Origin of the sequence: Streptomyces sp. A1277, from assembly GCF_004795015.1 — a bacterium.
In the GTDB taxonomy this organism is placed as follows: domain Bacteria; phylum Actinomycetota; class Actinomycetes; order Streptomycetales; family Streptomycetaceae; genus Streptomyces.
The window spans coordinates 59,013-83,781 of record NZ_SSBI01000018.1; the positions used below are offsets into that span (position 1 = coordinate 59,013).

Here is a 24,769-nt window from a genome sequence, read left to right on the forward strand (position 1 = left end):
TGGGGTCCATGAAGTACACGCAGCTCGGACGCACCGGACTCAAAGTCAGCCGCCTCGTCCTGGGGACGATGAACTTCGGCCCCCAGACCAACGAGAGCGACAGCCACACCCTCATGGACGCCGCGCTGGACGCGGGCGTCAACTTCTTCGACACCGCGAATGTCTACGGCTGGGGCGAGAACAAGGGCCGCACCGAGGAGATCCTCGGCACCTGGTTCGCGCAGGGCGGCGACCGCCGCGACAAGGTCGTGCTCGCCACCAAGGTCTACGGCAACATGGGCCCCGACGGCGAGGCGTGGCCCAACCACGACAAGCTCTCCGCCTTCAACATCCGCCGGGCCGTCGATGCCAGCCTGAAGCGGCTACAGACGGACCACATCGATCTGTACCAGTTCCACCACGTCGACCGGTCCACCCCGATCGAGGAGATCTGGCAGGCCATCGACGTACTGATCCAGCAGGGCAAGATCCTCTACGCGGGCTCCTCCAACTTCGCCGGCTACAAGATCGCCCAGGCCAACGAGGTCGCCCGGCAGCGCGGCAGCTACGGGCTGGTCAGCGAGCAGTGCATCTACAACCTGATGGAGCGCGGCGCCGAGATGGAGGTCATCCCGGCCGCCCAGGAGTACGGCCTCGGGGTCATCCCCTGGTCGCCGCTGCACGGCGGGCTGCTCGGCGGCGCGATCCGCAAGGAGCGCGAGGGCGGGGGCGCCCGGTCCACCTCCGGCCGGTCCGGCGAGGCGCTGGCCGACCCGAAGGTGCGGGCGCAGATCCAGGCGTACGAGGACCTGCTGGACAAGCACGGTCTGGAGCCCGGCGAGGTGGGCCTGGCCTGGCTGCTGACCCGGCCCGGCGTCACCGGCCCGATCTCCGGCCCGCGCACGCGGGAGCAGCTCGACTCGGCGCTGCGCGCGGTGGAGCTGGAGCTGTCGGCGGAGGTGCTGGAGGCCCTGGAGGAGATCTTCCCCGGCCCGGGCCCGTCGCCGGAGAATTTCGCCTGGTAGGAAGCGGCGCCCTCGGCCGTCCCGGCTGGGTCAGCCGAGGGCGGCCGCCACGGCGACGACGGCGAACATGAGCACGAGCACGGCTGCCATGATGCGGTTTCTGGTCTTCGGGTCCACCCGACGAGCGTAACCGGCCCGGCATCCGTGAACGCGACGCGGCCCCGTCCCGGGTATCCGGGCGGGGCCGCGTCGCGCTCACGGGCGGTTCTCAGGCCGCCGTCGCCAGTCTTTCGCGCGGGACGAAGCGCACGTGCGGGCGGCCCGGACGCAGGTCCACCTTCAGGCGCAGCCCGCCGACGCGGGCCAGCATCACGGCGACACCGATCGCCGCCACCAGGGACAGCGCGCCGCCGACCACCATGCCGGTGCGGGCGCCGTACGCGTCGCTGATCCAGCCGACGATCGGGGCGCCCACCGGCGTACCGCCGGCGAACACCATCATGTACAGGCTCATCACCCGGCCGCGCATGGCCGGATCGGCCGCCATCTGGACGCTGGTGTTGGCGCTGATGTTGGTCGTCAGGCCGATCATGCCGATCGGCACGAGCAGGATCGCGAACATCCATACGGACGGCGCGAGCGCCGCGATGATCTCCAGCAGGCCGAACGCCGTACCGGCGGCGACCAGCATCCGCAGCCGCGAGGAGCGGCGGCGGGCGGCGAGCAGCGCACCGGCCAGGGAGCCGGCCGCCATGAGGATGTTGAAGAACGAGTACATCCCGGCGCCGCCGTGGAAGATCTCGTCCGCGAAGGCCGTCAGCCAGATCGGGAAGTTGAAACCGAACGTGCCGACGAAGCCGACCAGGACGATCGGCCAGACCAGCTCGGGACGGCCCGAGACGTAGCGCAGCCCCTCGCGGAGCTGGCCCTTGGCGCGCGGCACGACGACGGCCTTGTGCAGCTCGCTCGTCCGCATCATCATCAGGCCGACCAGCGGCGCGAGGAACGACAGGCCGTTGAACATGAAGGCCCAGCCGCTGCCGACCGTCGTGATCAGCACACCCGCGACGGCGGGACCGATGAGCCGGGCGGACTGGAAGTTCGCCGAGTTCAGGCTGACCGCGTTGCGCAGCTGGGCGGGGCCGACCATCTCGGAGACGAATGCCTGTCTGGCCGGGTTGTCCACGACGGTGACCATGCCGAGCAGGAACGCGATCAGGTAGACGTGCCACACCTGGACCACGCCGGAGAGCGTGAGGACCGCGAGCACGACGCCACAGGCGCCGAGGGCCGCCTGGCTGACGAGCAGGAGCTTGCGCTTCGGCAGCCGGTCGGCGATGACGCCGCCGTACAGGCCGAAGAGAAGCATCGGGAGGAACTGGAGTGCCGTGGTGATGCCGACGGCGGCGGCGGACCCGGTGAGGCTCAGGACGAGCCAGTCCTGCGTGATGCGGGACATCCAGGTACCGGTGTTGGAGATCACGGCGCCCGTTGCGAACAGGCGGTAGTTGCGGATCTTCAGCGACGAGAAGGTCCCGCCGGGCTTGCTCTCGTGGGTGGAAGTCGGTGCGGGGGCGGAGTCTGCTCCGGATCCCGTACTCAAAAGGGTTCGCCTCCTCGGGCGTGGACTCTGTGCTGACTGACGGGGATGCGGCGGCGGGGGCGGTGCGCCGGGTGCTGCCCGGCGCGTCCCCTTCCGCTACAGGTGGGCGAGCTTCTCCAGCACGGGCGCCGCGTTGCGCAGCGTCGCCCACTCGTCCTCGTCCAGACCTTCCGCGAGGGTGGTCAGCCAGGCGTTCCGCTTGTCGCGGCTCTCGGCGAGCATGGCCTCGGCCTGCTCGGTCTGGCTGACCATCTTCTGACGACGGTCATCGGGGTGCGGTTCCAGCCTGACCAGACCCTTCGATTCGAGCAACGCGACGATGCGGGTCATCGACGGCGGCTGTACGTGCTCCTTGCGGGCCAGCTCACCGGGAGTGGCCGAACCGCAACGGGCGAGTGTTCCGAGCACCGACATCTCGGTCGGGCTCAGCGACTCGTCGACGCGCTGGTGCTTGAGGCGCCGGCCGAGCAGCATGACGGCGGAACGAAGGGAGCTCACGGCGGCGGCACTGTCGCTGTCGTGGATCAGGTCAGGCATGTTTGTTAGCGTAACTCATTACTTACCCTAAATACCACTTGGTGGTACACGCGCGAGAGCCGGATCACAATCGATCACCCGAACGAGTGAGTATGCGGCGGAAAATCACGCACGGTGGGCCCGCGGGACGTAACCCTGCTTGCCATGGGATCGACAGTGCTCAGCCTGCGCATAGACGGTGAGCTGCTCGACCGGCTCAAGCAGCACGCCGCCAAACGCGGAATGAGCGTCCAGGACTATGTGGTCCGGACGCTCATTCGCGACGACTTCGACGAGCGCTTCCAGGCGGCCGTCGACGAGACGGAGAAGTTCTACGGGATGGAGGTCCCGGCGGACGGGGTGCCGGCCGAGGAGGTCACCTGACCCCCGGGGCCGGCCCCGCACGCCGCCCTTACGTGAGGCCGAGCGCCGGCATCGTGTAGTAGAAGACGAAGACCGCCGACACCGCGTACATGGCCACCGGCACCTCGCGACCGCGCCCGGAGGCCAGCCGCAGCACGCTGAACGCGATGAAGCCGATGCCGATGCCATTGGTGATCGAGTACGTGAACGGCATCATGACCATGGCGAGGAAGGCCGGGATCGCGAGCGTGAAGTCGCTCCAGTCGATGTCCCGCACGGAACCCGCGATGATCAGGAAGCCCACCGCCAGCAGGGCCGGGGTGGCCGCCTGCGAGGGGACCATGGTCGCCAGCGGCGTGAGGAACAGCGCCACCGTGAACAGCAGCCCCGTGACGATGCTCGCCAGGCCCGTACGGGCGCCCTCGCCGACGCCCGCCGTGGACTCCACGAAGCAGGTCGATGCGGAGGAGGAGCTCGCACCGCCCGCGGCGACGCCGATGCCGTCGACGAACAGCACCCGGTTGATGCCGGGGAAGTGGCCGTCCTTGTCGGTCAGCTTCGCCTCGTCGCCGACGCCGAGGATGGTGCCCATCGCGTCGAAGAAGCAGGACAGCAGCACGGTGAAGACGAACAGGATGCCGGTGAGGACGCCCACCTTGTGGAAGCCGCCGAACAGGCTGAAGTGACCGAGCAGCCCGAAGTCCGGGGTGGCGACCGGATTGCCCGGCCACTCCGGCACGGTCAGCCCCCACGCCTCGCCCGGCAGGTCGGCGACCGCGTTGATGATCAGCGCGAGGACGGTCATCGCCACGATGGAGATCAGGATCGCGCCCGGAACCCTGCGTACGATCAGCACGAGGGTGAGCAGCGCGCCGAGCACGAAGATCAGGACCGGCCAGCCGGTGAGGCGGCCGTCACCGCCGAGCTGGAGCGGGACGGTGGTCAGCGCCTTGTCGGGGATGCGCGAGACGAAACCCGAGTCCACCAGACCGATCAGCAGGATGAACAGGCCGATGCCGATCGCGATGCCCTTGCGCAGCGAGCCCGGTACGGCGTTCATCACGCGTTCCCGCAGTCCGGTCGCGACCAGCAGCATGACCACGATGCCCGCGAGGACGACCATGCCCATGGCGTCGGGCCACGTCATCCGGGGGGCGAGCTGGAGGGCGACGACGGTGTTGACGCCGAGGCCCGCGGCCAGCGCGATCGGCACGTTGCCGATGACGCCCATGAGCAGGGTGGAGAACGCGGCGGTCAGCACGGTCGCGGTGACCAGCTGGCCGTGGTTGAGGTAGTTCTCGTTGATGTCCTTCGCGCTGCCCAGGATGATCGGGTTCAGCACGATGATGTAGGCCATCGCGAAGAAGGTCGCGAATCCGCCGCGGACCTCGCGGGCTACCGACGACTTCCGCTCGGAGATCTTGAAGAAACGGTCCAGGCCGCCGGTGGGCTGAGGAGCCGGGGGCGTGGCGTCGACCGGAGCGGTGGCCGAGGGGGACATGTATGACCTCAGTCGTACGTAGAGGGGGATAAAAGTGGTCAGCTTTGGACGTTCACACGAATAATTCGAGCCAGTCCTAAGCAGATTCAGTATGAATACATGAGGCGAAGATCGCTATCTCCGCGCGTAGACCCTTGGGCCGACTGACCCGGCGGCACTTGCATACGCGCCGCATACACTGACCGCATGGCGAAGTGGACACCGAAGCACGAGGCGCCCGAGCCCCTGGAGGGGCCGGTCGTCGCGACCATCACCGGCGGCACGATCCTCTGGTTCGTCCTCTTCCTCGTACAGATCCCGTTCTACGGCTGGTTCGACGACCACGGCCACCTGTGGTGGGTGTGGACCTGCCTGGCGGGCGCGGGCCTCGGCCTGATCGGCATCTGGTACGTGCGCGGACGCGACGCGGCCCTCAAGCGGGCGGCGGCGGCAGCGGACGGCTCCGGATCGGACGAAGCGCCGGGCGCCACCGCCTGAGCGGGGGGCCTCCGCGCCGGTTTCGTACGACCAGGGGACCATCCCGCTCCTCCCCCGGTCTGATCTTCACACCCCCCGGCGGGTGCGCCGGACGTTCCGCCCGTACCGTCTGAACCATGACTCAGCGGGCATCCGACCCCTCCGGAGAGCAGCGAACCGGTCCCTCCGGGCGGCCGGCGACCATCGACGCCGGGGCGGAGCTCGACCCGGTCCATCCGGTCGAGCTGCCGGACCCGCCCGCCGCACGCGGCCTGACCTCGGCCGAGGTCGCCGAGCGGATCGCCCGGGGCGAGGTCAACGACGTACCGGTGCGCTCCTCGCGGTCCCTGACCGAGATCGTCCGGGCCAACGTCTTCACCCGGTTCAACCTCATCATCGGCGTGCTCTGGCTGATCATGCTGTTCGTGGCGCCGATCCAGGACAGCCTCTTCGGCTTCGTGATCATCGCCAACACCGGTATCGGCATCGTGCAGGAGTGGCGGGCCAAGAAGACGCTGGACAGCCTGGCGGTCATCGGCGAGGCCAAGCCCACGGTCCGTCGCGACGGGGCGGCCGCCGAGATCCACACCTCGGAGATCGTCCTCGGCGACCTGGTCGAGATGGGCCCGGGCGACAAGGTCGTCGTGGACGGCACGGTCGCCGAGGCGGACGGCCTGGAGGTGGACGAGTCCCTGCTCACCGGCGAGGCGGACCCGGTCATCAAGCGGACCGGCGATCCGGTGATGTCCGGCAGCTTCGTCGTCGCGGGAGGCGGGGCGTTCACCGCCACGAAGGTCGGGCGCGAGGCGTACGCGGCACAGCTCGCCGAGGAGGCGTCCCGCTTCACGCTCGTACGGTCCGAGCTGCGCACCGGCATCTCCACGATCCTCAAGTACGTCACCTGGATGATGGTGCCGACCGCGATCGGCCTGGTCATCAGCCAGCTGGTGGTCAAGGACAACAACGTCAAGGACTCGATCGCCCGGACCGTCGGCGGCATCGTCCCGATGATCCCGGAGGGCCTGGTCCTGCTGACCTCGGTCGCCTTCGCGATCGGGGTCGTACGCCTCGGCCGCAAGCAGTGCCTCGTCCAGGAGCTGCCCGCCATCGAGGGCCTGGCCCGGGTGGACGTCGTCTGTCTGGACAAGACGGGCACGCTCACCGAGGGCGGCATGGACGTCACCGAGGTCCGTGCGCTGAACGGCACCGACGAGCCGTACCTGCACCGCGTGCTGGCTGCCTTCGGCGCGTCCGAGCCCCGGCCGAACGCCAGCCTCCAGGCGATCATCGACGCCTGCCCGGCCCCGGAGGCCGGCGGCTGGGAGGTCACGGGGACGCTGCCGTTCTCCTCCGCCCGCAAGTACAGCGGCGCCGCCTTCGCGGAGGGCGGCGGCACGTCCTCCGCCTGGCTGCTCGGCGCCCCCGACGTGCTGCTGGCCGAGGACGACCCGGCCATGGCGGAGGTCGGGGAGCTCAACGAGCAGGGGCTGCGGGTGCTGCTGCTGGCGCGGGCGCGCGGCGATCTGGACGCACCGGACGCCGCCGAGGGGGCCGAGCCGGGCGCCCTGGTCGTCCTGGAGCAGCGGCTGCGGCCCGACGCCGGGCAGACCCTCGCCTACTTCGGTGAGCAGCGGGTCGCCACCAAGGTGATCTCCGGCGACAACGCCGTATCGGTCGGCGCGGTGGCCGCGAAGCTCGGCATGCCGGGCGCCGAACACGCCCTGGACGCGCGCCGGATGCCCACGGATCCGGACGAGATGGCGACCGCGATGGAGGAGAACGCGGTGTTCGGCCGCGTCACCCCGCAGCAGAAACGGGAGATGGTCGCCGCGCTCCAGTCGCGCGGCCACACCGTGGCGATGACGGGCGACGGGGTCAACGACGTCCTCGCGCTGAAGGACGCCGACATCGGGGTCTCGATGGGCTCGGGCTCCGAGGCGACCCGCGCGGTCGCCCAGATCGTGCTGCTGAACAACAGCTTCGCGACCCTGCCGTCCGTGGTCGCCGAGGGCCGCCGGGTGATCGGCAACATCACCCGGGTCGCGACCCTGTTCCTCACGAAGACCGTGTACTCGGTGCTGCTGGCCGTCCTGGTGGTCTGCTTCCAGGTCGAGTACCCGTTCCTGCCCCGCCACCTGACCCTGCTGTCCACGCTGACGATCGGCATCCCGGCGTTCTTCCTGGCGCTGGCCCCCAACAAGGAGCGCGCACACCCGCACTTCGTGCGCCGCGTCATGCGGTACGCGGTCCCCTCGGGCGTCATCGCGGCCGCCGCGACCTTCGCGACGTACCTGATCGCCCGCCACCACTACGCCGGAACGGGCGCCCTGGACGCGGAGACGAGCGCGGCGACGCTCACGCTGTTCCTGGTCTCGATGTGGGTCCTGGCGATCATCGCCCGCCCCTACACCTGGTGGCGGATCTGCCTGGTGGCCGCGATGGGCCTGGCCTTCCTGATCGTGCTCGCGGTGCCGTGGCTCCAGGACTTCTTCGCGCTGAAGCTGGTGGGTACGCGGATGCCGTGGGCGGCGGTGGCCATCGCGGTGGCCGCGTCGGCGGTGCTGGAGTACGCCTGGCGGCTGGTGGGCCGCCGCTTCCCGGTGTAGTCCCCGTACGGGGAAGCGGCGGCCCCGGCCGGTCTACTTCACGTCGACGTAGTCACCCGTGGCCGTGACGGCCGGGGTGGTGGACGTACCCGCGAAGCTGTAGCGCCAGTAGCCGTCGACCGCGGCCTTGACGGTCGTCTTCAGGTCGCCCTTGTTGTTCGTCTTGACGGTCTTCACCGTGGTGTAGGTCTTGCCGCCCTTCTTGCGGAACTGCAGCTTGACGGGCTGGGCGGTGTAGCCGTGGTACTTGAAGTCGTCCCAGTTGGCCCGGGACAGCCAGCCGGTGACGGTGATGGTCTTGCCCTTCTTGACCGGCTCGGGCGAGGCGTTGACGGTCAGCTTCGACGCGCGCTGGACGAGGGCCGTCCCCAGCTTGTCCTGGACGACGAAGCCGACGTCGCCCGGTTCGACCTCGTCCGGGTCCTGACCGTTGAGCGCGACCGCGTAGCCCACGGCCTTCCACTTCGTGGCGTCGGCGTTGCCGAACAGGTCGAACTCGGGGTAGACCGCGATGTTCCCCTTGCAGGTGGCGACCGTGGCGGACACCGCCTTGCAGACGGGGAAGTCGTCGCCGTAGAACTCGTTGGCCGGCTTGTCGAACGAACCGCGGTAGAGCCCGACCTCCAGCATGAAGTCCTTGGCGAAGATGTTCACGTCGGCGGCGTGCGTGACGGTGAAGGTGGTCGGGACCCGCTTGGTGTACGTGGTCCCCACCACGATCGGCTTGCCGCCGTTGATCGTGAACTTGGAGAAGGTGAGGGCGAGCGGAGCCGGCTCGGCCGCGGGTGCGGCGGACCGGGCGCCGGTCTTCGCGCCGGAGTGCGCGGCGGCGGACTGGGCCGCCCGCGCGAGGTCGGCGACACTGCCGGTCGAACCGTGCGCACCGTCGGCCTGGGCGGCCGACGGAAGAGCGAGAGCGGAAAGGGCCAGGGCGCCGCTGACAGCGGCCACGGTGGCACGTATGCGCATGTTCGTTCCCCAAGGTGGAGAAGGGGGCCCGCCGCGACGGTCGTCGCGCGGGCCCGAGGTTGTCTGTGGAGCCTGATGGCTCCACAGACCAGACGGAGTTCACCTGTGAAGGGTTGTGCGGAATCTGAGACTTTTTTGTGAATTCTCCCCGGCCGCCCGGTCACCGCCCGGGCCGGACCTCAGTCGAACCAGCGGTCCCGGGCCAGCTCCCGCGTCCGGGACGGGTCCTCCAGCAGGGCCGCGACCTCGAAGCGGCGGGGCCACTGGCCGGCGGCCCAGGCCAGGCCCGCCGCGACGCCCTCCAGGGTGGCGGCGTGCACCACGCCGTCCGGGGTGCGGCGCCAGTCCAGTTCGACGCCGCCCGCGCGCAGCTCGCCGTGCTCGACGTACGTGGCCGGGGTGCCCGGGCCCAGCAGGACGCGGACCGGCTCGGGGACCTCGTGCTCCTCGCCGTCGCTGGTGACCTCGGCCGCCACGCTGTCACCGAGCCGCCGCACCTGGAACAGCTCGGCCAGCTCCGCCGCGTGCGCCGGGGCCACGGGCAGCAGCCCCAGCCCCTCGGTGAGCGGGAGCAGGTCCGGCGCGTCCGCGACCACCGCGTCCGCCGCGTCCACCACCCGCACCTCGCCGTCCACGACCGCCCGCAACTCGTCGGGCAGCGTGACCTGTTCCGGGTCGAGCGCGGCCAGCGCCGTGTACAGGCCGTGCAGGTGTACGGGGCCGACCGGGCGGTCCTCGTCGGCGAGCCGGCCGAGGAGTTCGGCCGCGCCGCCCGGCTCGTCCAGCAGGGCGTCGAGCGAGGTCCGCACGCCGAGGGCCCGCAGCACCTCGGCGTCGTCGAAGCCGGTCGCGTCCACGGAGTCGTACAGGCCCGCCAGATGGGGGTCGCCCCCGTGGGCGCGCAGTCCTGCCGGGCGGCGGCCGTCGAGCACCGGGTGGCCGCGCAGCCACCAGGCCGTGTACGGGCGCACGGACTGCGTGGTGCCGTCCGGGAGCAGCACCCGCACCGGCTGGGTGAGGGCGTCGCGCAGCGGCGGGCGGGCGAGGAGGGCGAGGGCCTGCGGCCAGGCGTCGTCGTCCACGAGGTCCAGGTCGCGGACGGCGACGAGTTCGGTGGCGACGGGCGGCACGGGGCTGTCCGGCAGCTGGTCGAGGATGTCCTCGCACCACACGTCGACGGCGTCGAGCAGCCCGGCGTCGTCGGGTTCGGCGAAGTCGCCGTCACGCGGCTCCAGTTCGTCCGGGTCGAGGACGACATCGGTGGCGCGTACGAGGGCGAAGGTGGCGAGCACCCCGCAGGCGGTGAGCGGCTGCTCACCCCAGCGCTCGGCCAACTCCTCGTCGCACAGCGCGAGTTCGCCCTCACGCATGACGGCGGCGAACGCACTGCCGGGCAGCACCAGTTCACCGGCCGGGGCGGGTTCGCCGTCCTCGTCGGGCAGCGCGAGCGCGCCGAGCCAGGGCTCGTCGCCCGGCTCCAGGGCGGCGTCCCGGACCAGGGTGAGCACGGTGTCGGCCAGCTCGTCGCCGTCGAGCGCGTCCTCGTCCCAGATCTCGCCCGCGTCCAGCGAACCGGCGACGGCGGTCCGTACCTGCGGGGTCGTCAGCACGGCGCGCGGGGTCGCGGGCAGGGCGCCCAGCTTCTCCAGGAGCGGGTGCGCGGCGTCCGGGTGGGCGACCTTCAGCCCGAGCCGGGCGAGCCGGTCCAGGACCGGTCCGGTCAGCGCGTCCGGGAGCGGGAGCAGGACCTGCCGGGGGCCGATCGTGGTGCGGGGCCGGGCCGGAACGTCCGGGTCGGGCCCGGCGGACTCCGTACCGGCGAGCGGCACGGGCAGCCCGGACAGCCGGTCCGGGTCGACCCCGGCCAGGCTCTCGTACAGCCGCCGCCACCAGGCCGGATCGCGCTCCAGACCGGCGAGGCGGTCGATCGCCTCGGTCAGCGGGACGCGGGCGACGCCGAGCGTGCGCAGCTCGACGCGCCGCTCAAGCCCGGCGGGCAGCAGGCAGGGCAGCACCTCGGCGAGCACCGCGACGGTCTGCGCGCCGACGCCCTCCACCACCTCGGCCTCGACCGGCCGCAGCGCGACGGCGTCCTTGCGGACGGCCTCGTCCCCGTCCCAGCCGTCCCACCGGTCCGGCTCGGCGGCCGGGTCGCGCGGGGCGGCCGGCTCCAGGAACGCCACGCGCGGCAGCCGCTCCAGGATCGCGCCGCGCAGCGCGCCGTCCAGCCCGCCCTGCCCGAGCGGGCCCGGCACCAGGGCGATCGTCGCGACGGACACCGGCTCCCAGGCGCCGAGCAGTTCCGCGTACGCGTCGGCCGCGCGCGCCACCAGGAAGTCGGTGAGCGGCCCGGGCGCGGGGTGCCTGCGGGTGGTGTCCAGCGGCAGCGAGGCGATGAGCAGCGCGGGCAGGCCGAGCGGTTCGTCGGTGGGCGTCGGCGCGTGCACCACGGGGGCGGTACGGGGAGGGACCGGGGCGCCGTCCGCGTCCACCGGGACGGCCCAGGTCACCGACCAGTGCGGGCGCAGCCGTTCCTCCAGCGGGCGGTCGGCGAGCAGGGCCGGCTCGACGGGGCCGTGGTGGACGGCGGTGCGCCAGCGGTTCGTACCGTGCGCGGAGTCCTCGATGTGGGTGTACGGGCCGTGTTGCGAGCGGCGCAGCGTCCGTACGGCCTCCGGGGTCTCCACGACGACCTCGTCGAGCCCGGTCAGCGTGAGCAGCAGCGCGTCGTCCACGGCGGCCAGCAGCCGGCCCACCAGGTCCTCGGCGACGCCGTCGCGCAGCGGCAGGACGACCACGGTGTCGTAGCCGTCCGGCGCGGTGCCCTCGGCGGGCAGCGGGAGCCGCAGCAGCGGTACGTGGCCGTCGCGGCGGCGCAGCTCGTCGCCCAGGCCGGGGCTGCCGACGGCCGCCGCACGGGCCAGCTCGCGGGCCTCGGCGAGGGACCAGCGCACGCCGCCGTGCCGGCCGACGATCGCCGGCTCGTCGCTCACCGCGAGCACGGCGGCGAACCCGACGCCGAACCGGCCCACGGCCCCCTCGTGGCCCTCGCGCTTGGCGGAGGCCCGCAGCGTCGACAGCGACTCCACGCCGGTGGCGTCCAGCGGGGCGCCGGTGTTCGCGGCGGCGAGGACGGCGGGGCCGCCGTCCGCCGCCGGGTGCAGGGTCAGGCGGAGCCGGCCGGGGACGTGGGCGCGGGCGGCGGCGTCGGCGGCGTTCTGGGCCAGCTCCACGACGAGGCGGTCGCGGTAGCCGCCGAGCGCGAGGTCCTCCTCGGCGTTGGCGTCCTCCCGGAAGCGGGCGGGGCCGGCGCCCCAGGCGTCGAGCACGCCGCGCCGCAGCCGCGCGGTGCCGAATGGGTCGGCGCCCTCGGTCGCATTGATGCCCACGCGTACTCCCTCTGCCGGCTTCCAGTGTGCGCCCGAAGCTACCGGGTGCGCGGGGGTGCGGGTCGCGGCCCCCGGCGCAACGGCCCCCGCAGGCGGCCGGCCCCCACCCGAGGGCTTCCGTCCTCAAACGCCGGACGGGCTGGGGTTTCGCCGGCGCCCGGCCGCACTCATCGAGACCGGCCGGCCAAATCAAGCCCGTCCGGCGATTGAGGACGGAACCGGCCCACCGGAGCACGGCAAGCACAACCAAGCCCGTCCGGCGATTGAGGACGGAACCGGCCCACCGGAGCACGCCAAGCACAACCAAGCCCGTCCGGCGATTGAGGACGGAACCGGCCCACCGGAGCACGCCAAGCGCAACCAAGCCCGTCCGGCGATTGAGGACGGAACCGGCCCGCCGGAGCACGGCAAGCACAACCAAGCCCGTCCGGCGATTGAGGACAGAACCGGCCCGCCGGAGCGCCCGAGGCCGCAGGGCCCCGGGCCCAGGCCCGGCTACGCGTGGCCCAGGTCCTCCGAGGACCCTTCGGCCTCCGCCCGCAGCGAGTACTCGTCCACCCGCACCGTGTCCAGCGCATGCGGCGCCGGCTTCGGCGGCGTCGGCATCACCGCCGCCTCCGAGTGCCCCCCGCACCCGTACGCCAGCGACACCACATGCCCGTCCGCCGGGGCGAACTCGTTCGCGCACACCCCGAATGCCTGCCGCAGCGAGCCCGCCAGCGGCAACAGGAAGGCGCACGACACGCACGAGGCCGGCGCCGCCTGAGCCATCGGCGTCTTCGCGCCGAACTCCTCGTCCCAGCGGTCGGCCGCCTCGCGCAGCCCGTACCGGGACAGCACCCGCGCCCGCCGCACGCCCAGCTCGTCGGCGACCGCCGCGATCGACCCGCGAAGCGGCGGCTCCGGGCGCGTCGTCAGCTCCGCGTCCTCCGCGTCGACGAGGTCGGCCAGCTCGCCGGTGACCGAGGCGACCGCCGAGTTCGGCGGGGGCTCGTCCGCGCCGGTGTACCCGGGCTCCAGGCGCAGGTCGTCCGCCTCGGTGGGCAGCAGGTCGCCCGGCCCCATGTCGCCCGGCCGCAGCCGCTCGCTCCACGGCACCCACTCCGGCGCGAGCAGCGCGTCGCCGCCCGGCAGCAGCACCGTCTCGTCCAGCGTCACGTTCTTCGCGCGGGAGGCGCGGGCGACCGTCACGGCCCAGCGCCAGCCCCGGTAGCCGGGATCCTCGCACTCGAAGTAGTGCGTGACGACCCGGTCCCCCTCGGAGACCACGGCCACATGCTCACCCACGACCCCTGGCGCGGCCGCCTCCTCGGCCGCCGCGCGGGCGAGGTCTACGGCCTCGGCGCACAAACGGTCGGGCACAGGGGTACGGGCGGTACGGGCCGTACGGCCTCGCGTCGTCGCAGCACTCACAGGTCTCGCTTCTCTCCTACGCCAGTCTCACGAGCGCGCCAGCACATCCATCGGTTCCGGCCATACGGTCGCGGACGGAGCGGACCTGGGGGCCGCGTCGACGTCCACACCCGTTGGGCCAGCCTCGGGCACGCCTTCCGTAATCCATTCTGCGGGATCGCCGAGAGGCGCGCGGCCGAGAACAACCGCCGGTGGCGCGCTACGCACGCTACCCTCTCCGCCGCTCCCCGCCCACCTGCCCGTCCCGAACGACCGCGTATCCGGCACCGCGACGCGCCTGAGCGAGGCCGCCCGAGCACCCCCGCAGGCCCCCGCGCACCCCCCGCCACCTGGTCGATCACTGACCCGACGGGGCGGTCCCGCTCGTGCCCCGCCCGTATGCCGGTTCGCATCGCCCGGTCCTGGGGCACTATGACCAAGTGGCTTCTGCCAGGTCGCACGACGGTCCCGGCCCGCTCCGCAGGACGGGGCGGTCGATCGGCCGTGCCCTGAAGTACCCGTTCACCGGCGCCGCGCGCTCCATCCGCAGGGCGACGCACGCGCACGGGGCCGGCGAGAGCGGCCTCGGCAAACTGATCGAGCTGCACGCGGTGAACGGCGCGGGCGACGTGATGATCACCGTCGCGCTCGCCTCCACCGTGTTCTTCTCCGTACCGACGGACCAGGCGCGCGGCCGGGTCGCGCTGTACCTCGCGGTGACGATGGCGCCGTTCATCCTCCTCGCCCCGGTCATCGGCCCGCTCCTGGACCGCCTGCCGCACGGCCGGCGGGCCGCGATGGCCGGTTCCATGCTGGCCCGTGCCCTGCTGGCGCTCACCATGTCGGCCGCGGTCGCCACCGGCGGCCTGGAGCTGTACCCGGCGGCGCTCGGCGTGCTGGTCTGCTCGAAGGCGTACGGGGTGGTGCGCAGCGCCGTCGTACCGCGGCTGCTGCCACCGCGGTTCTCGCTGGTGAAGGCGAACTCCCGGGTGACCCTCGCCGGGCTGCTGGCCACCGGGGCCGCCGCGCCGATCGGGGCGGGGCTGCAGACGATCGGCCCGCCGTGGCCGCTGTACGGGGCGTGCGTGATCTTCGCCGGCGGCGCGGCCCTGGCGTTCACGCTGCCGCCCAAGGTGGACTCGGCGAAGGGCGAGCGCAAGGCGCAGCTGGTACCGCCGCACGGCGAGAGCGCGCCCCGGCCGGAACCGCTGCGGTCCTCGGACCGCAGGAGCGGGCGCAAGGAGCGCAAGCGGAAGGAGAACGGCGAGAGGCGGCCGGGGCTGCGCTCCGTCGGCCCGTCCGTCATGCACGGGCTCCAGGCCAACGCCGCGCACCGCGCGCTCTCCGGCTTCCTGATCTTCTTCCTGGCGTTCCTGCTGCGCGAGCACCCGCTGGCCGGGCAGAGCGCCGCGATCTCGCTGGGCATCGTCGGCGTGGCGGCCGGTGTGGGCAACGCGCTGGGCACGGCGGTGGGCTCCTGGCTCCGGGCCCGCGGCCCCGAGATCATCATCGCCTCGGTGCTGGGCCTGGCCCTGGGCGTCGCGGTCCTCGCGGCCGTCTTCTTCAGTACGGTCATGGTCGCCGCGCTCGCCGCGACGGCGGGGCTCACCCAGGCCCTGTCGAAGCTGTCGCTGGACGCGATGATCCAGCGCGATGTGCCGGAGGAGGTGCGGACCTCCGCGTTCGCCCGCTCCGAGACACTGCTCCAGATGGCCTGGGTGGCCGGCGGCGCGATCGGGATCGCCCTCCCCCTCAACGGCGTACTGGGCATGTCGGTCGCCGCGGGCCTCCTGGCGCTCGGCGCGTCCACCTCCGTACGGGGGCTGCTGGGCGCCGCGCGGCGCGGCTCGCCGCACCCCCGCGTGGCGTGAGCCGGAGCGACCGATAGCCTTCGGCCCATGACCGTTGCGTTCTTCTCCGGTAAGGGCCGTCGAATCGGCGTCGCTCTTGGTGCCGTGTCCGCGGGACTCCTCGTCCTCTCCGCCTGCGACAAGCCGACGCCGCTCGCCACCGTGACGGTCGGCGACGACTCGGTGAACACCGAGGCCACCTGCTACAACGACGGCAAGGCCCTCAAGGAATCCGAGTACAAGAGCTGCCTCAACGAGAAGGCGGAGAAGACCGTCAAGGTCGGGATGGACGACAAGGTCCGCTTCGGCGTCGACCCCACCATCGCGGACAACGGCTGGACGCTGTTCATCAACGGCCAGCAGGCCGAGCAGGAGCCGTACAAGAAGACGTACCGCTCCATCCCCGGCAGCGCCTTCTTCTCCAGCCAGACCGGCGAGACCACCGACAAGACGCAGATCAGCGTGGTGGAGACGAAGGGCAAGGACCTGGTCGGTATCTGGCACTTCGAGCTGAAGAAGACCGACTGACCCCCTCCTGAACTCGAAGGACCCTCTTCGTGCGTGTGCTCGTCGTGACCGCGGTCCCGGTGGAACGGGACGCGGTCACGCGTGCGTACGGGGACGCCTCCGACGTGGCCGTGCGTACGGTGCCGGGGGCGGAGATCCACCGGGCGGGCCCGCTCGACGTCCTCGCGGGCGGCGCGGGACCGGCCGCGGCGGCGGCCTCGGCCGCGTACGCCCTGGCGGCCACGTGCTACGACCTGGTGATCTCGGCGGGCATCGGCGGCGGCTTCGCCCCGTCCGCCCCGCCGGGCTCGCTCGTCGTCGCGAGCGCGATCGTGGCCGCCGACCTGGGCGCGGACACTCCGGACGGCTTCCTGCCGGTGACGGCGCTCGGTTTCGGCCGCGACCGGTTCGCGCCGCCGCCCGCGCTGGTACGGGAGACGGCCGCCGCGACGGGCGCCCGGACCGGCGAGATCCTCACCGTCTCCACCGTCACCGGCACGGCGGAACGCGCCGCCGCCCTCATCGCCGCGCACCCCGGCGCCCTCGCCGAGGCCATGGAGGGCTTCGGGGTCGCGGAGGCGGCCGGCCTGCGGGGTGTGCCCGCCCTGGAGATCAGGGCCGTGTCGAACGCGGTCGGCCCGCGCGACCGCGACGCCTGGCGCATCGGCGACGCGCTGCTGGCGCTGACCGAGGCGTTCGGGAAGCTCATACCCGTACTGGAAGGCTGGACCCGCCATGACCGAGACGACACCGGCAGCTGACGCGCTGCGCATCGCTTTCTCGCCGTGCCCGAACGACACGTTCGTCTTCGACGCCTGGGCGCACGGCAGGGTCCCCGACGCGCCCGCGCTCGACGTCACGTTCGCCGACATCGACCTCACCAACGGCATGGCCGAGCGCGGCGAGCTGGACGTGCTCAAGGTGTCGTACGCGGTGCTGCCCTGGGTCCTCGACGAGTACGCGCTGCTGCCGTGCGGCGGGGCACTGGGCCGGGGCTGCGGCCCGCTCGTCCTCACCCGCGGGGCGGACACCGACCTGACGGGGAAGACCGTCGCCGTACCGAGCGAGCGCTCCACCGCCTACCTGCTGTTCCGTCTCTGGGCCGCCGACGTGGTGCCGGGCGGGGTCGGCGAGATCGTCGTCATGCCGTTCGACCAGATCATGCCCGCTGTACGGGACGGCAAGGTGGACGCCGGTCTCGTCATCCACGAGGCGCGCTTCACGTACCGGAACTACGGCCTGCACAACCTGGCCGACATGGGCCGGCACTGGGAGGACACCACCGGCCTGCCGATCCCGCTCGGCGCGATCATCGCCAAGCGGTCACTCGGCGCGAACACGCTGAAGCTGCTCGCCGAGTCGGTGCGCGCGTCGGTACGGATGGCCTGGGACGACCCGGAGGCGTCCCGCCCGTACGTGCTGGAGCACGCGCAGGAGATGGACCCGTCCGTCGCCGACCAGCACATCGGCCTGTACGTCAACGAGTTCACCGCCGATCTGGGCGAGGACGGCTACGCCGCGATCCGCGGCCTGCTGACCCGCGCCGCCGCCGAGGGCCTGGTCCCGCCGCTCGGCCCGGACGCGCTGTCGTTCGTCTGACGTGCCCGGGCACACCGTTGCGCGGTCGGTGCCGCCGTCGCTCGCACGAGAAGCGGGTGCCAGCGGCCCGGTCAGGGCGTCCGCACCCGCGTCGCGCTACGGCTCACACGTCGAGGTCGCGCTACGGCTCACACGTCGAGGTCGCGCCACGGCTCACACGTCGAGCTGGTCGGCGACCGCCCGCAGCAGAGCGGCGATCTTGGCGCCCGCGGCCTTGTCGGGGTAGCGGCCGCGCTCCAGCATCGGCGTGATGTTCTCCAGGACGGTGGTCAGGTCCTGGACGATCGACGCCAGCTCGTCCGGCTTGCGCCGCTGGGCGGCCGCGACGGACGGGGTGGGGTCGAGGATCGCCACGGAAAGCGCCTGGTCACCGCGCTGACCGGCGACCACGCCGAATTCGACGCGCTGGCCGGGCTTGAGGGCGTCGACCCCGGCCGGGAGCACGGACGAGTGCACGAAGACGTCGCTGCCGTCGTCGCGGGAGAGGAAGCCGAAGCCCTTCTCGCTGTTGAACCACTTGACCTTGCCAGTCGGCAAAGCACGCACCCCATCTCAACCCGTATGCCGGAACAAAGCCCTCAGCAGGTCAGGCCGTCCTGTGGTCGTGCTTCCCCTGCTGGCTGAAGCCTCCACAGGTGAAGTACCCCTCGTCAAGCCTGGTCATCCGGACTGTGTCCGGAAACGGCACCTGCTTCACCCGCAGGGCGCCCGGGCGCGGTTTCGGCGTGCCCGGGAACTACCCTGGCGGGGTGAGTACTCCATCTTCTGGCCCGGGCGACCGGCTCGTCCGGATCGGCGCGATCGTCTTCCTCGTCGGCGCCCTCTCCACCCTCGCCACCATGGCCCCCCTCTTCCTCGGCACCCGTCCCCTGCCGTCCGTCTTCTGGTCCCTCTGCATGCTGATGGGCGCCGGTTTCCTGATCGCCGCGGCGGGCGTGGTGCGGTCGGTACGGGCGGGGGCACGCGCGGGGGCCGGGGAGTAGGGCTCTTCCGGCCCTACGACGCGTACGCCTCCAGCCAGGCGGGCAGCTCCGTGAGCGACGACAGGACGATGTCCGCGCCCGCCGCACGCAGTTCCTCCGCGTCGCACGGGCCCGTCGTGACGCCCACCGAGACGGCGTTCGCCGCGCGGGCGCCGCGTACGTCGCCTATGTGGTCGCCCACGTAGACCGTGGCCCCGTGCTCCTTCAGGGCCACCGCCTTCTGCTCCGCCCAGAGGTCGCCCACGAGCACGTCCGGTTCGATCCCGAGGTGCGACAGGTGCAGCTTCGCGTTCGGCTCGTACTTGGCGGTGACGACGATCGTCCGCCCGCCCCGCTCCCGGATCGCGTCGACCGCCTCCCGGGCGCCCGGCATGGCGAGCGTCGAGGTGATCGCGTGGGAGGGGTACATCTCCCGGAACCGCTCCGCCATCACGGCCACCTCGCCGGGCGGGAACCAGTTCGCGAGCTCGTGCTCCAGCGGCGGGCCGAGACGGCTCACCACCAGGTCGGCGTCGATCACGGCGCCGGTTTCGGCGGCGAGCGCCACGAAGGCGGTCCTGATGCCGGGGCGGGAGTCGATGAGCGTCATGTCCAGGTCGAAGCCGACCGTAAGAGGGTGCGAGGCCATGGCGTCCATTGTGCCGGGCCGGCCTGCGGCCGGGGGCGGGGTTACGAGCCATTGCTCGTCCACGCACGTGAGCCCGGCCTTCCCCCCGACGGACGGTTCCGTCCTCAAACGCCGGACGGGCTGGGATGGGCGCCGGACGGGTGGGGGCGCGGACGGGCCGGGGCCGCGGGAAGGCCGCGGGCGGGCCGGCAAGGGCGGTTATCGGCGCCTTGCCCGCCAGAGCAGGAAGGCCGCCGAGGCCACCGCCGCCGTGCGTACCGTGATCGGCCACACGTCGCTCAGGGCGTCCGCCATGCCGTGTTCCGGGATGGGGGTGCCCCAGCGGCCCTCCATGCGGCCCCACAGCCAGACCACGGCGCCCGCCGCGACCACCCCGGGCAGGCCCAGGGCCGCCCACTTCGCCTCCGCGCGCGACAGCTTCCGGGAGCCGTACGCGAGGAGCCAGCCGCCGCCCAGGGCCAGCAGTGAGCCCATCACCGCGCCGGTGACCAGCAGGGCGGCGGCGAGCAGGAGCAGGGGGTGGCCGAAGCCCCGGGGGGAGGCGGCGGGTGCCGCGTCCGTGGGGCGGGAGCGGCGTACCTTCGGCAGCCAGCGCCTCCGGCGCCGCTCGGGGAGCGCCGCCTCTTCTTCGTCCTCGGGCTCGCGAGGCTCCCCGGATCGCTCCGGTTCCTCGTCCTCCTCGTCCTCCTCCGGTGCCGGGGGGCGCAGGATCTCGGGGATCTCCACGCCGCCCCGGAAGCCGGGGACCTCCGTCCCGGGTCCGAACTCGCCGAAGGGGCCCGGCTCGACGCGCCACCAGTCCGGTTCGCCGCCGTCGGGGCCCAGCTCGTCCGTGCCGGCCCGGTGGGGGGCGGAGGGCTGGGGCGGGGGCGGCACCGGCTCGCGCTCCTGGGGCGCGTCCTTGCGGAGAGGGTCCTTCCTGAGGGGGTCCTTCCGGAGGCGGAGCTTCGGCCGGCGCGGGCTGGGGATCTTGGTGGTGGCCTCCGGCCGGCCCTCCTCCCGGGTCTGCGGCGCCGGCGCCGCCACGCCCGTCCGCGCCGCCGCCTCGACGAGTTCGTCCGGCGTACCGAGCGTGCCGATGATGCGGCGTACCGCCCCGGGCGTGTCAGCCGCCTGGGCCGCGCGCTGCCGTTCGATCTCGGTCCGGAGCTCCGCCACGAGCCGCATCCGTACGCCCGACGACAGCTGTTGCCGCTGCGCCAGGTCCCCGACCCGGCTCAGATAGTCGTAGACCAGCTGGTCGCTCTCGATCCCCACGCGATGGTTCCCCTCGGTTCCCCGCTACCGCACTGCACCGACGGTAGCGCCCTCGCGGCTGTCCGGAGCGACTACCGTGGGGCGGATGGGGACGACCACACCACCGCGCACGCTCGCCGAGGCTCTGCGCGCCCGGGACGACGAGTCACTGGCCGGGCTGCTGCGGGCGCGACCCGATCTCCTCTCCCCCGTGCCGGGCGACATCACGCAGCTCGCCACGCGGGCCGGCACCCGTGCGTCCGTCGTCCGCGCCCTGGAACACCTCGACCGGTTCGCCCTGCAGACCGCCGAGGCGCTGGCGGTCACGCCCGACCCCGCCCCGTACGCCACCCTGCTGAGCCTGCTCACCGGTGACGGGCAGGACGACGGCGAGCACCGCGACGACGCGGGCGCCGCGATCACCGCCGCGCTGCCCGGCGCCCTCGCAACCCTGCGCGAGCAGGCCCTCGTGTGGGGCGAGGACGACCGGCTGCGGCTGGTGCGTACGGCCAGGGAGCTGCTGTCGCCGTCGCCGCAGCACCCCTCCCCCACCGGTCTCGGGCCGACCGTCGCCGAGGCCACCGCCGGGATGTCGCCCGGCCGGCTCCAGGAGATCCTGGCCGCCGCGGGGCTGCCCGCCACCCACGACCCGGTCTCCGCGGTGACCGCCCTGACCGCGCTGTTCACCGACCGCACCCGGATGGGCGAACTCCTCGACACCGCCCCCATGGAGGCCCTGGCGGTGCTCGACCGGCTCGTCTGGGGGCCGCCGTACGGGGAGGTGACGCCGAACCCGACCCCGCCCGTGAGGTGGCTGCGCGACCGGGGCCTGCTGCTGCCCGTCTCGACCCGCACCGTCGTACTGCCCCGCGAGGCCGCGCTGCACCTGCGGGCCGGGCGCGCCCACCGGGTGCCCGAGCCGCGGCCGCCCGCCGTGGCCGCCGTCGCCGAACGCGATCCACAGGCTGTGGACAGCGCCGCGGCCGGCCAGGCGTTCCTGGCGGTCGCCACCGTCGAGGAACTGCTCAAGGCGTGGAACGGCGGCGGCCCCACCGTCCTGCGGGCCGGCGGGCTCAGCGTCCGCGAGCTGAGGAAGACCGCCGCCGCGCTGGACGTCTCCGAACCCGTCGCCGCGTTCTGGGTCGAACTCGCGTACGCGGCCGGGCTGCTGGCCTCCGACGGCGAGGCGGACGAGCGGTACGCGCCGACCCCTGCGTACGACGAATGGGCCGAGCTGCCCGCCCAGGACCGCTGGGTCGCCCTCGCCACCGCCTGGCTCACCGCCACCCGCGCCTCGGGGCTGGTCGGCGGCCAGGACGCCAAGGGCCGCGCGCTGTCCGCCCTCGGCCCCGACCTGGACCGCTCCGCCGCGCCGGAGGTCCGCCACCGCGTCCTCGCCCTGCTCGCCGAACTGCCCGCCGGCACCGCGCCCGACCCGGAGACCGTGCTCGCCCGGCTCCGCTGGGAACGCCCCCTGCGCGGGACCGCCGCGACCGCCGGGGACGCCACGGATCTGCGGTCCCGGATCGCCCTGTGGACGCTGACCGAGTCCGAGTTCCTCGGCATCACCGGGCGCGGCGCGCTCGCCTCCCAGACCCGCGCGCTGCTCACCGGCGGCCCCGCCGAGGCCGCCGCCCGGCTCGCCCCGCTCCTCCCCGAACCCCTCGACCACGTCCTCCTCCAGGCCGACCTCACCGCCGTCGCGCCGGGCCCGCTGGAACGCCCGCTCGCCGAGGTGCTCGGGGCGCTCGCGGACATCGAGTCGAAGGGCGGTGCGACGGTGTACCGGTTCACGCCCGGGTCCGTGCGGCGCGCCCTGGACGCCGGGCAGACCGCCGCCGACCTGCACGCCTTCCTCGCCGCGCACAGCCGTACGCCGGTGCCGCAGCCGCTCAGCTACCTCATCGACGACGTGGCCCGCCGCCACGGGCACCTGCGCATCGGTGCCGCCTCCTCCTACGTGCGCTGCGACGACGAGGCCGTCCTCAACGAGATCCTGGCCGACAAGCGGTCCGCCGCGCTGCGGCTGCGCAGGCTCGCCCCGACGGTCCTTGCCGCCCGCACCGACCCGGCGGCCCTCCTCGACGGCCTGCGCGACATGGGCTACGCGCCCGCCGCGGAGTCCGCCGACGGCGACGTCCTGATCACCCGCGCCGGCGCCCACCGCACCCCGCCCCGCTCCGCGCCCGTCCCCGTCCCCGAGGGCCCGCCCGTCCCCGACCCCACGCTGCTCGGCGCGGCGGTCCGGGCGATCCGGGCCGGCGACACCGCCGCGACGGTCGTCCACAAGGACGCCGAGGCCGCCGCGTCGCCCGGCGGCCCCCTGCCCCGGACGACACCCGCCGAGACCCTGGTCACCGTCCAGGCCGCCGCGATGACCGGCTCCGCGGTCTGGATCGGCTACGTCAACGCGGAAGGCACCGCGAGCCAGCGCGTGATCGCCCCGGTACGAGTGGAGGGCGGCTTCGTGACCGCGTACGACCACACGGCGGACGAGGTCCGCACGTATCCCCTCCACCGGATCACGGGCGTGGCGGAGCTGGCGGAGTAGCGGTTGCCCCCGGTCAGGGGCGGAAGGTTCCGTCCTCAATCGCCGGACGGGCTTGAGTGGCGTTTGTTTCGTCGGGGCGCAATGCATCGCCCACTGAACTGCGGAAGCAGGCCGGACTCGGAGTCACTGGCCGAGGATGCGAGACTTTTGCGCGTCGAATTCTTCGGGGGTAAGAATGCCTGCCTCTCGGAGACCGGCGAGTTTGGTCAGCTCGTCAGCTACCGATGACGACGTAGCGGCAGGTGCGGCGTGCTGCGAGGTGTGCTGAGCCAGGATTGCCGCGTCGAGTCGGGCGCGCAGCTCCTCGAAGGCCGGCATCTGCTGCTTGGTGAAGACGACTGAGTTCTCGTCCTTCGCAGCATTCGATGTCTGCGAGCCGAGCCTGCCCCGGACCTCGTTCCCTCCGGGAACGGTGAACTGGATGAAACCGTTGACCAGCGGGCCCGCCGGCTTCCATTGGATCGCGGCGACTTGGCTGATGTGAAGCCGCTTCTCACCCTTGCCATGGGTGGCGCGAGCGAGAAACCCTTTACGGGTGATGGTGATGTATTGGCCATCGAACTCGATCTGTCCGCCCTGACCTGACACTTGTGTCACTGGCACCCCTTCGTTTCTTGTGAAGGCAGGGTGCCACACATGTGGAAGGTACGTGAAGGAAAGTGAGCAAGAGGCTGATCAGCCCGACAAACCGTGTGGGAACTCGTACCCGAGCGGTGGCCGGATGGGCAGACACGGCTTGCTATGCCTGGTTCCTGGTGTCGAGGATCGCGGACCTGGCTGCCCCGGCCAAGATGCTCTGTCCCCGCATGGACAGTCCGAGGCGGTTCCAGTGGAAGAGCACGTGATAGCTGAGTACCCGTCGCAACCCGCGGTCGAGCGTTCCTTCCTTGACGGCATGGCCGAGTTCCTGTCCCGCGTCGCGGAAGGCGGCGGCCCACTCGCTGACGGGCTCCAGCGGTCCGCCGGGGCGCAGCAGGATGTTGCTGTCTGCGAGGAGCAGAGGCCGGATCTCCTGGGCGCGGGCTTCGAGACTGCTGGTCGGGACATCGTTGATGACTGAGCGGCCCTCTTCCGTGATGACGCGGTGCCAGACGTCTCCCTGCTCGTACCACTCCAGCTTGGCGGCGCGCATCATGATCGTGCAGAGGAGAACCGACAGCTCGCGAGGCCCCACGGCCAGTTCGTTGCGCTGCCGCAACTGTTGCGCCTGCCGACTGTCGGTGATGAACAGGCCGTGCGCGGCGGCCATGCCGGCCGCCCCTCCGAATGCCGCGGTCTCCGGCTCGTAGATGCCGGGCCACCACCGTTGGACATGCCCGTCGGCGACGAGGCGATCCAAGTCGTCGCCGACAGCCAACCCAACGCCGGATCCCGGTCGTACGCGCAGACGCAGGCGCCAGCACGGGTACTTCCGGGTGTACCACCAGCCATCGACGGCGTGGTCGGCTTCAGCGTCTCGCAGGACAGGCAGCACGTGCGTGGTGAAGATGGTGTCGGCATTCGCCCAGTCGGTGAAGTGGAGGTATGCCTGCCACCAGTTGGTGGTTGCGAAGCAACGGCCCAGGGCTTCTCGGCCGGCCTGGTCGTAGACCTTCACGGCGTCGGCCAAGGTCACGGTGTCCACCCGGCACCGGCGTGCGGCGTCGGCAATCGGTAGTCCGGTGAGCACAGCGAGG

General features: G+C 72.5%; 21 protein-coding genes. 10 read left to right on the forward strand and 11 right to left on the reverse strand.

The window, feature by feature from the left end; genetic code table 11:
• The first annotated feature begins 8 nt into the window (after positions 1–8).
• Positions 9–1,004 (forward strand): aldo/keto reductase, encoded by a 996-nt coding sequence (locus E6R18_RS14645; protein ID WP_136317322.1) that lies wholly within the window; start codon positions 9–11, stop codon positions 1,002–1,004.
• A gap of 208 nt (positions 1,005–1,212) precedes the next feature.
• On the opposite strand, the gene E6R18_RS14650 is transcribed toward E6R18_RS14645, so the two are convergent.
• Together E6R18_RS14650 and E6R18_RS14655 are read right to left on the reverse strand one after the other, a co-directional pair.
• Positions 1,213–2,547: an MFS transporter gene (locus E6R18_RS14650; protein ID WP_136317323.1), complete on the reverse strand. Its 1,335-nt coding sequence runs from the start codon at positions 2,545–2,547 to the stop codon at positions 1,213–1,215.
• Positions 2,548–2,643: 96 nt separating this feature from the next.
• Complete coding sequence (locus E6R18_RS14655; protein ID WP_136317324.1) at positions 2,644–3,084, reverse strand: MarR family transcriptional regulator; 441 nt, start codon at positions 3,082–3,084, stop codon at positions 2,644–2,646.
• A gap of 144 nt (positions 3,085–3,228) precedes the next feature.
• Here E6R18_RS14655 and E6R18_RS14660 point away from each other — a divergent pair, with 144 nt between their 5' ends.
• Entirely contained in the window at positions 3,229–3,447 is a 219-nt protein-coding gene (locus E6R18_RS14660; RefSeq protein ID WP_206308284.1) for a hypothetical protein, read from the forward strand.
• A 28-nt stretch (positions 3,448–3,475) separates the two neighbouring features.
• Here E6R18_RS14660 and E6R18_RS14665 read toward each other — a convergent pair whose 3' ends face one another.
• Entirely contained in the window at positions 3,476–4,927 is a 1,452-nt protein-coding gene (locus tag E6R18_RS14665; RefSeq protein WP_136317325.1) for an NCS2 family permease, read from the reverse strand.
• A gap of 186 nt (positions 4,928–5,113) precedes the next feature.
• Between E6R18_RS14665 and E6R18_RS14670 the strand changes: the two genes are divergently transcribed.
• Positions 5,114–5,404, forward strand: coding sequence for a DUF2530 domain-containing protein (locus E6R18_RS14670; RefSeq protein ID WP_136317326.1), 291 nt, complete (start codon positions 5,114–5,116; stop codon positions 5,402–5,404).
• Positions 5,405–5,520: 116 nt separating this feature from the next.
• Complete coding sequence (locus E6R18_RS14675; RefSeq protein ID WP_136317327.1) at positions 5,521–7,989, forward strand: HAD-IC family P-type ATPase; 2,469 nt, start codon at positions 5,521–5,523, stop codon at positions 7,987–7,989.
• Between the two features lie 33 nt (positions 7,990–8,022).
• Here E6R18_RS14675 and E6R18_RS14680 read toward each other — a convergent pair whose 3' ends face one another.
• From E6R18_RS14680 to E6R18_RS14690, 3 genes are all read right to left on the reverse strand, one after another.
• Positions 8,023–8,958, reverse strand: a complete 936-nt coding sequence (locus E6R18_RS14680) for a hypothetical protein (RefSeq protein ID WP_136317328.1) — start codon at positions 8,956–8,958, stop codon at positions 8,023–8,025.
• Positions 8,959–9,137: 179 nt separating this feature from the next.
• Entirely contained in the window at positions 9,138–12,347 is a 3,210-nt protein-coding gene (locus E6R18_RS14685) for a molecular chaperone Hsp90 (RefSeq protein WP_136317329.1), read from the reverse strand.
• A gap of 495 nt (positions 12,348–12,842) precedes the next feature.
• Positions 12,843–13,760: a DUF3027 domain-containing protein gene (locus E6R18_RS14690; RefSeq protein WP_206308285.1), complete on the reverse strand. Its 918-nt coding sequence runs from the start codon at positions 13,758–13,760 to the stop codon at positions 12,843–12,845.
• A 419-nt stretch (positions 13,761–14,179) separates the two neighbouring features.
• Between E6R18_RS14690 and E6R18_RS14695 the strand changes: the two genes are divergently transcribed.
• From E6R18_RS14695 to E6R18_RS14710, 4 genes are read left to right on the forward strand one after another with little or no spacing between them, the layout of a single operon-like run.
• Positions 14,180–15,610, forward strand: a complete 1,431-nt coding sequence (locus E6R18_RS14695; RefSeq protein WP_136317330.1) for an MFS transporter — start codon at positions 14,180–14,182, stop codon at positions 15,608–15,610.
• Positions 15,611–15,637: 27 nt separating this feature from the next.
• Positions 15,638–16,117 (forward strand): DUF2771 domain-containing protein, encoded by a 480-nt coding sequence (locus tag E6R18_RS14700; RefSeq protein ID WP_136317331.1) that lies wholly within the window; start codon positions 15,638–15,640, stop codon positions 16,115–16,117.
• A 29-nt stretch (positions 16,118–16,146) separates the two neighbouring features.
• Positions 16,147–16,857 carry a futalosine hydrolase gene (locus E6R18_RS14705; protein WP_136317332.1) on the forward strand — a complete coding sequence of 237 codons (711 nt, stop codon included), beginning with the start codon at positions 16,147–16,149 and terminating at the stop codon, positions 16,855–16,857.
• Complete coding sequence (locus E6R18_RS14710; protein WP_136317333.1) at positions 16,832–17,695, forward strand: 1,4-dihydroxy-6-naphthoate synthase; 864 nt, start codon at positions 16,832–16,834, stop codon at positions 17,693–17,695. Before E6R18_RS14705 ends, E6R18_RS14710 begins: the two co-directional genes overlap by 26 nt.
• Positions 17,696–17,848: 153 nt before the next feature.
• Here the strand turns inward: E6R18_RS14710 and E6R18_RS35255 are convergent, their stop codons facing one another.
• The gene (locus E6R18_RS35255; protein ID WP_136317334.1) at positions 17,849–18,232 is read right to left on the reverse strand and encodes a cold-shock protein; all 384 of its coding nucleotides are present in this window, start codon (positions 18,230–18,232) and stop codon (positions 17,849–17,851) included.
• A gap of 212 nt (positions 18,233–18,444) precedes the next feature.
• Between E6R18_RS35255 and E6R18_RS14720 the strand changes: the two genes are divergently transcribed.
• Positions 18,445–18,678: a hypothetical protein gene (locus E6R18_RS14720; RefSeq protein WP_136317335.1), complete on the forward strand. Its 234-nt coding sequence runs from the start codon at positions 18,445–18,447 to the stop codon at positions 18,676–18,678.
• Positions 18,679–18,691: 13 nt separating this feature from the next.
• Here the strand turns inward: E6R18_RS14720 and E6R18_RS14725 are convergent, their stop codons facing one another.
• Both E6R18_RS14725 and E6R18_RS14730 read right to left on the reverse strand, forming a co-directional pair.
• Entirely contained in the window at positions 18,692–19,306 is a 615-nt protein-coding gene (locus E6R18_RS14725; RefSeq protein ID WP_136317336.1) for an HAD family hydrolase, read from the reverse strand.
• Positions 19,307–19,504: 198 nt separating this feature from the next.
• Positions 19,505–20,563 carry a hypothetical protein gene (locus E6R18_RS14730; RefSeq protein ID WP_136317337.1) on the reverse strand — a complete coding sequence of 353 codons (1,059 nt, stop codon included), beginning with the start codon at positions 20,561–20,563 and terminating at the stop codon, positions 19,505–19,507.
• An 85-nt stretch (positions 20,564–20,648) separates the two neighbouring features.
• On the opposite strand from E6R18_RS14730, the gene E6R18_RS14735 reads away from it, so the two are divergent.
• Positions 20,649–23,093 carry a helicase C-terminal domain-containing protein gene (locus E6R18_RS14735; protein ID WP_136317338.1) on the forward strand — a complete coding sequence of 815 codons (2,445 nt, stop codon included), beginning with the start codon at positions 20,649–20,651 and terminating at the stop codon, positions 23,091–23,093.
• A gap of 123 nt (positions 23,094–23,216) precedes the next feature.
• Here the strand turns inward: E6R18_RS14735 and E6R18_RS14740 are convergent, their stop codons facing one another.
• Together E6R18_RS14740 and E6R18_RS14745 are read right to left on the reverse strand one after the other, a co-directional pair.
• The gene (locus E6R18_RS14740; RefSeq protein WP_136317339.1) at positions 23,217–23,690 is read right to left on the reverse strand and encodes a DUF4429 domain-containing protein; all 474 of its coding nucleotides are present in this window, start codon (positions 23,688–23,690) and stop codon (positions 23,217–23,219) included.
• Positions 23,691–23,832: 142 nt separating this feature from the next.
• Positions 23,833–24,708, reverse strand: a complete 876-nt coding sequence (locus E6R18_RS14745) for a thiopeptide-type bacteriocin biosynthesis protein (protein WP_240799731.1) — start codon at positions 24,706–24,708, stop codon at positions 23,833–23,835.
• Positions 24,709–24,769: the final 61 nt, after the last annotated feature.

Coding starts and splice junctions, on each gene's coding strand:
- E6R18_RS14675 (WP_136317327.1), top strand. CDS start 5,521: ATGACTCAGCGGGCATCCGACCCCTCCGGAGAGCAGCGAACCGGTCCC.
- E6R18_RS14710 (WP_136317333.1), top strand. CDS start 16,832: ATGACCGAGACGACACCGGCAGCTGACGCGCTGCGCATCGCTTTCTCG.
- E6R18_RS14660 (WP_206308284.1), top strand. CDS start 3,229: ATGGGATCGACAGTGCTCAGCCTGCGCATAGACGGTGAGCTGCTCGAC.
- E6R18_RS14735 (WP_136317338.1), top strand. CDS start 20,649: ATGGGGACGACCACACCACCGCGCACGCTCGCCGAGGCTCTGCGCGCC.
- E6R18_RS14645 (WP_136317322.1), top strand. CDS start 9: ATGAAGTACACGCAGCTCGGACGCACCGGACTCAAAGTCAGCCGCCTC.
- E6R18_RS14670 (WP_136317326.1), top strand. CDS start 5,114: ATGGCGAAGTGGACACCGAAGCACGAGGCGCCCGAGCCCCTGGAGGGG.
- E6R18_RS14665 (WP_136317325.1), bottom strand. CDS start 4,927: ATGTCCCCCTCGGCCACCGCTCCGGTCGACGCCACGCCCCCGGCTCCT.
- E6R18_RS14680 (WP_136317328.1), bottom strand. CDS start 8,958: ATGCGCATACGTGCCACCGTGGCCGCTGTCAGCGGCGCCCTGGCCCTT.
- E6R18_RS14725 (WP_136317336.1), bottom strand. CDS start 19,306: ATGGCCTCGCACCCTCTTACGGTCGGCTTCGACCTGGACATGACGCTC.
- E6R18_RS14700 (WP_136317331.1), top strand. CDS start 15,638: ATGACCGTTGCGTTCTTCTCCGGTAAGGGCCGTCGAATCGGCGTCGCT.
- E6R18_RS14655 (WP_136317324.1), bottom strand. CDS start 3,084: ATGCCTGACCTGATCCACGACAGCGACAGTGCCGCCGCCGTGAGCTCC.